Annotated in this window: 8 protein-coding genes; all 8 read right to left on the minus strand. The window is 50.6% G+C overall.

What is annotated here, in order from left to right:
* Positions 1-103: 103 nt before the first annotated feature.
* Complete coding sequence (locus ACRCZA_RS00325; RefSeq protein WP_438672500.1) at positions 104-1,696, minus strand: ABC-F family ATPase; 1,593 nt, start codon at positions 1,694-1,696, stop codon at positions 104-106.
* Positions 1,697-2,039: 343 nt separating this feature from the next.
* Complete coding sequence (locus ACRCZA_RS00330) at positions 2,040-4,274, minus strand: heavy metal translocating P-type ATPase (RefSeq protein ID WP_438672501.1); 2,235 nt, start codon at positions 4,272-4,274, stop codon at positions 2,040-2,042.
* Positions 4,275-4,319: 45 nt separating this feature from the next.
* A complete protein-coding gene (locus tag ACRCZA_RS00335; protein ID WP_438672502.1) occupies positions 4,320-4,562 on the minus strand; it encodes a hypothetical protein in 243 nt (80 codons plus the stop codon).
* 412 nt (positions 4,563-4,974) lie between these two features.
* The gene (locus tag ACRCZA_RS00340; protein WP_438672503.1) at positions 4,975-5,733 is read right to left on the minus strand and encodes an SDR family oxidoreductase; all 759 of its coding nucleotides are present in this window, start codon (positions 5,731-5,733) and stop codon (positions 4,975-4,977) included.
* Between the two features lie 24 nt (positions 5,734-5,757).
* Positions 5,758-6,660 carry a 3-hydroxyisobutyrate dehydrogenase gene (gene mmsB / locus ACRCZA_RS00345; RefSeq protein ID WP_438672504.1) on the minus strand — a complete coding sequence of 301 codons (903 nt, stop codon included), beginning with the start codon at positions 6,658-6,660 and terminating at the stop codon, positions 5,758-5,760.
* A 134-nt stretch (positions 6,661-6,794) separates the two neighbouring features.
* Positions 6,795-7,946 carry an enoyl-CoA hydratase/isomerase family protein gene (locus ACRCZA_RS00350; protein ID WP_438672505.1) on the minus strand — a complete coding sequence of 384 codons (1,152 nt, stop codon included), beginning with the start codon at positions 7,944-7,946 and terminating at the stop codon, positions 6,795-6,797.
* Positions 7,946-8,719 carry an enoyl-CoA hydratase gene (locus ACRCZA_RS00355; RefSeq protein ID WP_438672506.1) on the minus strand — a complete coding sequence of 258 codons (774 nt, stop codon included), beginning with the start codon at positions 8,717-8,719 and terminating at the stop codon, positions 7,946-7,948. The genes ACRCZA_RS00350 and ACRCZA_RS00355 overlap by 1 nt, the downstream gene beginning before the upstream one ends.
* Before the next feature lie 67 nt (positions 8,720-8,786).
* Positions 8,787-9,052, minus strand: a 266-nt coding sequence (locus ACRCZA_RS00360; protein ID WP_438672507.1) for an acyl-CoA dehydrogenase family protein, incomplete at its 5' end; no start/stop codon positions are given.

Below are 9,052 nucleotides of genomic sequence, written 5' to 3' on the forward strand. Positions count from 1 at the left end.
CGGGCAAATACGGAAGATAACCTCCATAAACAAAAACGCCGCTCAATATAAGCGGCGTTTTTTATGCAAACATTTAAGGCTATTTAATCCTTAAAACAAGTGACTAGCCTTCGATGCCCTTGCTTACCAGGAACTCATCATAGGTCCCCTTGAAGTCGTTCACACCGTTTGGCGTGATTTCAAGGATACGGTTTGCCAGTGATGATACAAATGCGCGGTCGTGACTCACAAAGAGCAGCGTGCCTTCGTATTTTTCCAGCGCGTTGTTGAGTGATTCAATCGACTCCATATCCATATGGTTGGTAGGTTCGTCGAGCATTAAAATATTGGCTTTTTGCATGATAAGCTTGCCAAATAACATCCGGCCCTTCTCACCCCCTGAAAGCACTTTTACCGACTTTTTAATGTCATCCGCGCCAAACAACATCCGCCCTAAAATCCCACGCACCGATTGATCGTCATCTTCGGGTTTACGCCACTGGCTCATCCACTCAAACAGGGTCATATCGTTAGCAAAATCAGACTCATGATCCTGCGCGTAATAGCCGATATTGGCGTTTTCAGACCATTGGATATGGCCTTCATCCTGTGGAATATCATGGATCAAGGTGCGCAGTAGCGTGGTTTTACCCACACCGTTTTCACCTAAAATGGCGATACGTTCACCCACTTCAACGATTAAGTTGAGGTCTTTAAATAGCGGCGCATCATAGCCTTTGGTTAAGTTTTCAACCACTAATGCATTACGGAACAGTTTCTTTTCCTGCTCGAAACGAATAAAGGGGTTAACCCGGCTAGAGGCTTTAACCTCATCGAGCTTAATTTTATCGATTTGGCGCGCGCGGGATGTCGCTTGTTTTGCCTTAGAAGCGTTAGCAGAGAAGCGCGCCACGAAGGTTTGCAGCTCAGAAATTTGCGCCTTTTTCTTGGCGTTATCCGCCAGTAAACGCTCGCGAGCTTGGGTGGCCGCTTGCATATACTCGTCGTAGTTACCAGGGTAAACTCGCAGTTCACCATAGTCTAAGTCCGCCATATGAGTACAGACTGAGTTTAAGAAATAGCGGTCGTGCGAAATGATAATCATCGTACTGTCGCGTTGGTTCAGTACGTCCTGTAACCAGCGGATAGTGTCGATGTCCAAGTTGTTGGTTGGTTCGTCAAGCAGCAGTACGTCTGGATCGGAAAATAGCGCTTGCGCTAACAACACCCGCAGTTTTAACCCTGGGGCAATTTCAGACATCAAGCCAAAATGGCTGTCGATACCAATCCCTACCCCCAGTAACAGTTCACCCGCGCGCGATTCGGCGGTGTAACCGTCCATCTCGGCAAATTCCATTTCAAGGTTGGCTACCGCGATTCCGTCTTCTTCACTCATTTCTGGCAGTGAATAAATGCGATCACGCTCTTGTTTAACCTTCCACAGCTCACGGTGGCCCATGATCACGGTATCAATTAACGTGTATTCCTCATAACCGAATTGGTTCTGGCTTAACTTACCAAGACGCTCATTCACATCCAAGGACACGTTACCGCTGCTCGGCTCTAGATCACCACAAAGGATCTTCATGAAGGTCGATTTACCGCAGCCATTTGCGCCGATAAGACCGTAACGGTTACCGCCGCCAAATTTAACTGAGATGTTTTCAAACAGTGGCTTAGAGCCAAACTGCATGGTGATATTCGCTGTTGTGATCAAAATGAACTTCCAAATCGAGTAATGTGGGTCGGATGTTTTGGCAATGCAACTTGAGTATAACCCTATTTGCCTAAACCAATGTGTCAAACCTGAGGGGGTAAAAATAAACGTGGCACTATAGCAGTTTGGGCTAAATTATCAACCCAAAAGGCCTAAGCCATCCCCCGTAGCCGCCGCAAACGTCCCATGGCATCGCCACCATTAAGCCATTCATCCTAGGCCGATTTTCTCCTGCGCCGCGCCCAGTCGCCCTCTTTAATAGGCCAGGCTGAGCGATAGCGCTCGGCCTGACGGAGCAATACTCGGTGGCGTTTCCGTCATATCTTAGATGGTACTCAAGCCGTTACAACCGCTGACGCCGTAAACGATTAGCGTTAGTGACCACCGTCAGAGAGGATAACGCCATCGCCGCTGCAGCGAGCACCGGACTGAGCAGCATCCCCGTCAACGGATAAAGCACTCCTGCCGCCACTGGGATACCTAGGCTGTTATAGATAAAGGCTCCAAACAAATTTTGCTTAATATTGGTCATGGCTGCCGAGGATAACGCCAATAACTGGGGGATAATCATCAACTGCTGGCTAAGCAGTGTCATCTGCGCGCTTTCTATCGCCACCTCAGTGCCGCTTGCCATGGCAATACCAACATCGGCGCTCATCAACGCAGGCGCATCATTAATGCCATCCCCAACCATAGCGACGCAATAGCCCTGTTGTTGCAACTGTTGAATATGCTGCTGTTTTTGCTCTGGTAAAACGCCGGCTATCACTTCGGTTATCCCCACCGTGGCCGCAACCGCTTGGGCCGTAATCGGATTATCGCCAGTTAATAACAACACGCGGATCCCCCGCTGCTGCAGGGCGGCGATCGCTGCCTTAGCATCCGGTTTAATCGGATCAGCAAGCGCCATCGTTGCCACTAACAGCCCCGCTTTGGCCACGTATATCGGCGTTTTCGCTTGCTGAGCAAACTCGGCTGCATCTGTGCTATCAATCATCTCGCCGGTGTGCGACACCACCTTAAATGCCTGCATCAGCGCAAAATTCCCCACCAGCAAGGAATCTGGCCCGACTTGGCCGGCAATACCTTTACCTTGGTAATTGATAAAATTTGCCGTACAAGGCATCGGCGCAGCGTGAACTTTAGCGTATTGGACAATCGCATTGGCCAAGGGATGTTCTGAATGCTGCTCAAGACTTGCTATCGCGCCGAGTAAGCTAAGTTGCTCATCCGCCGCAATCATAGGGGACCATACAATATCCGTCACTTGAGGTTTACCTAAGGTCACGGTGCCGGTTTTATCGAGCACCACGCAATTGACACGACTGGCCGTTTGCAAGGCTTCCCCCTGTTTAACCAGCACCCCCATTTGCGCAGCCCGCCCAAGCGCAACCATGATCGACATTGGCGTTGCCAGCCCAAGCGCACAGGGGCAGGCAATGATCAACACACTGGTAAGCACCACCAGCCCGTGACTTAAGGCAGGCTCAGGCCCGAAAAAATACCATATTGCCGCCGCGAGTAGCGCTATCAGCATCACGCTGGGCACAAAGACCGCGGCGATCTTATCCGCGAGGCGACCAATGGGAAGCTTTGAGGTTTGCGCCTGTTGCACGAGAGCAATGATATTAGCAAGCCGGGTATCGGCAAACATCGCCGTCACACGATAGATCACACTGCCATTACCGTTCACCGTCCCGGCACTGAGAGGATCCCCTGGCAGTTTACTCACCGGCATCGGCTCGCCAGTGAGCATAGATTCATCTAAGGATGACTGCCCCTCCACCACCACGCCATCAAGGGCCACCCTGTCCCCCGGGCGCAGGCGTAGGCGATCACCGACATTAAGCAGGGAGATATCGACGTTTTCATCCCCCAACTCGCCGATACGGATAGCCGTCGTCGATTGAAGGCCTAGCAAGCGCTGCACCGCGTCGCTGGTTTTCCCCCGCGCTTTAAGTTCGAGGGCATGACCTAAGTTAATCAAACCGAGGATCATCGCGCTCGCTTCAAAATACACATGACGTGTATCCATCGGAAATGCGCTGGGGAATATCACCACCCCCATGGAATACAGCCAAGCGGTCGAGGTTCCAAGAACGATCAAGGTATCCATATTGCTGGTTTTGGCCTGCAGTGCCCGCCACATACCTTGATAAAAATGCCCCCCTGTCGCGACCAATAAGCCTAAGGTGACAAGCCCCATAATCCCCCATCCAAGCTGAAGCTCAGGGGTGTGGATCATCATCTCACCGCCGAATAATCCCCACAACATCATCAAGCTACCGAGGCTAAGAGCCGCTATCGCTTGCTTGAGTCGTAACCGATATTCAGTGGCATCATCAAGGCGTTTATTTTCAGCCGCAGCCTTGGCATCCACAATCGGCTGCGCCGTAAATCCCACACTTGCCAATACCGCCAAGCTAGCGTCTAAGGTGATATTACCGTTCACCGTCACTTGCTTATCCGCAAGATTAACAAGTGCCTCAACAGCTTGCTGCGCGGCAAAAGCCTTTTCAATTTTGGCAACACAGCCAGCGCAATGCATGTTGGGGACATAGAGCCTAATCTGCGCCATAAACACATTCCTAAGGTAAATTGCAGGGCCAGATTGAAAGCCGGGCTATTTGGTAAACTTTGCGATAAACCATGCCACCATCCGAACTTGTTGTAGATGGCTTAAACCAAAATAAATACACACCCAAGGAGATAGCAAAAAAATCCACGGTAGCTGCGTCCATGGCTGACCATTAAGCAACAAATAAAAAAAACCACCATAAATAACCAAAAGCCCAGAGCAACCGACGATAAGCAACATACGCCGAGTGATTTTTTCAACCCACAGAGCCATTATTTGCCACGACATGCTGATTTTACTCCATCATGTCACTCAAAAAACTGAGCTGATGAAAATGGGGATGATTTAAGGTTAGCAAGGGAATCGCCACTGCGACAAATAATGCCAGCAATCAAAAAACCAATGAGCTGTTAATGACAACGGATGTTAGCCACCATGCTATTCATCCAATAACCCCAGTGTTGGTGAACGGTTAACGCATGTCGTGCTTTAAGATAGTCATGCTTTAGGATAGTCATGTTTTAGGATAGTCGCGCTTTAGGATAAGTCGCATATGGCTAACGTCATGTTTAACCAGTGCTTTTAGGAAAATCGCCGTTTACAAAGGACGCTCAGGCCGCGCGGGGGTTGCCGTTGTGCCATAAACCCCATGCGGTCTGAGCGATTCGAGGAGGCAGCTTAGCTTCCTTCGGGTTAACCACTACAGCCGAATGCCACCATCGACTTCAAACACACGACCATTAACATAATCGTTTTCAATAATAAAGCGTACCGTGGAGGCGATTTCCTCCGCTTGGCCCAAACGGCCAACGGGCACCAGCTTCTCTAAACGCTCTAAGGCTTCTGGCTTCATCGCCGCCGTCATGTCGGTCGCAATCACCCCAGGGGCGACCGCTGCGCTACGGATATTGTACCGCGCCAGCTCTTTTGCCCAACCGACAGACATTGCGGCCACACCCGCTTTAGAAGCCGCATAGTTAGATTGTCCCACGTTACCGGCTTTGGCAAGGCTAGAAATGTTCACAATCACCCCAGCTTGGCCCGATTCAATCATCGCCGCTGCCGCTTCACGGCCACAGAGGAAAGTACCCGTAAGGTTTACATTGATCACCGATTGAAATTGGTCGAATGACATGCGGTCAGTCACTTTGCCGTCTTTGGCTTTGACTAACATGCCATCGCGCAAAATGCCGGCATTATTGACTAACACGTTGATTTTGCCGAAGTCTTCCAATATGTAGGCAAAACCTGCAACCACGTCTTCTTCGTCAGTAATATCTAACGCATAACCTTGGACTTCTGTGGAACTGCCTAAATCAGCACAGGCACGCTCTAACTTTGCTTGATCCACATCGATAAGCGCCAACTTAGCACCCGCCTGCGCAAAATTATGCGCCATTGCTAAGCCTAAACCACCCGCGCCGCCCGTGATGACGACAACCTTATCTTTTAAATCCATCTGGTTATCCCTTGTTTTTAATGTCTATTTCTTAAGTGGAGCAAATTGCTCAAAAATACTGGAGAAATCTCGGCGGCCATTACCTTGTCGTGCATGGTTGACATACAAGCTGCGCGCAAGCGCGCCCATTGGCGTACTCGAATTGCTGAATAATGCCGCTTCTTGAGAGAGGCCGAGATCTTTAACCATCAAATCTACCATAAAGCCGCCCTGATAGCCCTTAGAAGAAGGCACATTGTCCATCACGCCCGGGCAAGGGTTGTACTTTTCGAGTGTCCAGTTACCGCCGCTGCTGACCTTCATGATGTCCGACAGCACTTTAGGATCGAGCCCATGGTCAATCCCCATTTGCAGCGCTTCAGAAGTCCCCACCATCAGTACAGACAACAGCATGTTATTGCAAATTTTAGCAATCTGCCCAGCGCCCGCACCGCCCGCATGGAAGATATTTTTGCCCATGGCATTCAGTACAGGTTGCGCGCGCTCAAAGGCAATGTCCGAACCGCCACAAATAAAAGTCAAGGTCCCCGCCGCTGCGCCCGCCGTACCACCGGATACGGGAGCATCCATAAACGCTATGCCCTTTTGCGCTGCCGCCGCGGCAACAAGCTGAGCAGTTTGCGCATCAATGGTTGAGCAATCAATCAGTAAGGTATCGCTGGCGACCACGTCGAGCAGGCCTTTGTCGCTATCATTACCTAGATATAAACTTTTGACATGCTTACCAGCGGGCAACATTGTGATCACCACATTGGCGCCCGCCGCTGCGCCGCACGCGGTGCTTGACGCTAACGCGCCTTGAGCAGCCAAGGCTTGCATGGCGGCAGGCACTAAGTCAAAAACACGTACCGTCATGCCCGCTTTTATTAAATTGGCCGCCATTGGGCCGCCCATATTACCTAAACCGATAAATGCAACTGTACTCATGCCATCACTCCTGTGTTCTGGGGTCTTTCTTGTGCCAGACAATTTTTCATTCCTGATTGAATGGCAGGCTAAGCTTTTGTTTTAGCTGCCATCAATAGGCTTAGCTTCATTGACGACTTACTGTAATTGGCGAATTAGTGTAATTGGCGTAAGGGATGATCTTCTCCCCACGGGCAAGTCAGCATATCCTCGATAACACTGCGCGGTACCGATTGCACATCAGCAAACTGCCACTTAGGCTGTTTGTCTTTATCAATCAACAGTGCCCGCACGCCTTCACAAAAATCACCTCGGGCACACATGTTGACACTCAGGGTTAATTCCCATTGAAAACATTGCGCTAAGCTAAGTTTATGACCCAATTGTCCTTGGGCATAAATCAGCTGCCAACTGATCGGGCTACCCGCCAAGAGCGTATTACACGCCTTGATTAACCAAGGCTCAGTGCTAGCTAGATTTGCCATCCGCCCAAGGATTTCCTCAAGACTGCCGGCCATCAAGCGGTCAATCATCTGCTGATGTTGGGCTAACACACTCTCTCCCTTAGGGATCGCCACTTTATTTGATAACTCATTAAGCATGCTATCAAGCCGCTGATGATTCAGCGCCGGAGAATCCACCCAATCAAGGGTCGCCATGGCATCGAACATCAGTTCTTTGTCGTCACGATTGAGATAATGATCGGCAAGACCCACATAACAGGCATCGGCGGCGTTCATTTGATAGGCCGTTAACCCTAAAAACAGCCCCATTTTGCCGGGCATACGATTGAGGAAATAACTGCCGCCCACATCGGGATAAAGCCCAATGGTGACTTCAGGCATCGCGATACGGGAAGTTTCTGTCACCACTTTGTGGCTGGCCCCCGCCATCAAACCAAGACCGCCGCCCATCACTATGCCATCTCCCCACACCAGCACAGGTTTACCATAGGTATGCAGTAGATAATCGAGCCGATATTCTTCTTCAAAGAATACTTTAGCGACCTCAGTCACTTGTCCCTTAGCGGTAACGGACGCGTGATATAAAGCGCGCACATCACCACCGGCACAAAACGCCTTGTCGCCGCTGCCATCGAGTACCACACAGGCGATTAATGGATCTTTTTTCCACAAATTGAGCTGCGCCGTCATCGCCCTAACCATATCAAGATCCAAGGCGTTGAGGGCTTTTTCAACATTGAGCGTCACCACCCCAACTAATTTGCCCGAGGCGGTGGCTAAGGTTTGAAAAACCACATTTGGGGTGGCGAACGGGTGCGCAGCTTTATCGACTACATTTGTCATTAGCGGTTCTTCCACTCAGCTTTACGTTTCTCCAAAAACGCGTTCACGCCTTCGGCCTGATCTTCAGTATCGAACAAACCAACAAACAGTTCACGCTCTATCGGTAAGGCTTGGCTACGGGGCATTTGACGCCCCGCTTGGATGAGTGTCTTGCAAACGGTGACACTGCTTGGGCTCTGATTCGCCACTTTGGCAGCTAGCGCTATCGCCGCATTTAAGGCCTCACCCGTTTCGACCACTTCCTCGACTAGACGCAAATTCAGCGCTTGGGCGGCATTCACCCGCTCACCGCATAAAATCATCCGCTTAGCCCAGCCCTCGCCCACTAAAGCAGTGAGGTTTTGCGTTCCGCCCGCGCAGGGCAGCAGGCCAACGGTGGCCTCAGGCAGTGCCATCACGGCTTGAGTTTCGGCGATACGAATATCACAGGCCAGTGCGACCTCTAAGCCGCCACCCATGGCATAACCATTGATGGCAGCAATCGATACGCCGCGGAACTGGCTTAGGGTTTCAAATGCCTCGCCAAAGTGTTTTGCCATGCTCGCCGCATTGCCCTTATCACCGTCGCTAAACAGTTTTAAATCGGCGCCCGCGGAGAAAAACTTGTTGCCCTCGCCAGTTAACACCAACGCATAAATGTCCTTGTTGGCATTGAGTTCCAGCACTTTGGCTTTAAGCGCCTGTAGACTTTGGGCGGTCCAGGTATTGGCCGGCGGATTGTTCATGGTCAGAATGGCCGTGTGGCCTTCGATTCGCTCAACTAAATAGTCCATCTGTTTCGGCTCCCTCATGTAATTGCCAATCTGTTATCGCCAAATCCTACTGTCACATTTTGACACTTTAAAGGATTTGTCCGGCATTTTCGTCGAGTAAACGACGGGCGATAATCAGGCGCATAATCTCGTTCGTGCCCTCTAAAATCTGGTGTACACGAACATCCCGGAAGTGACGCTCTAAGGGGTACTCTCTGATATAACCATATCCGCCATGAATTTGCAGCGCCGCATCGCAAACTTGAAAACCCACATCCGTAGCAAACCGCTTCGCCATCGCACAATAGGCGGTGGCTTCTGGATCGCCACTGTCGAGTTTAAAAGCAGCTAAAC

This window comes from Shewanella sp. (genome assembly GCF_051658185.1).
Taxonomy (GTDB): domain Bacteria; phylum Pseudomonadota; class Gammaproteobacteria; order Enterobacterales; family Shewanellaceae; genus Shewanella.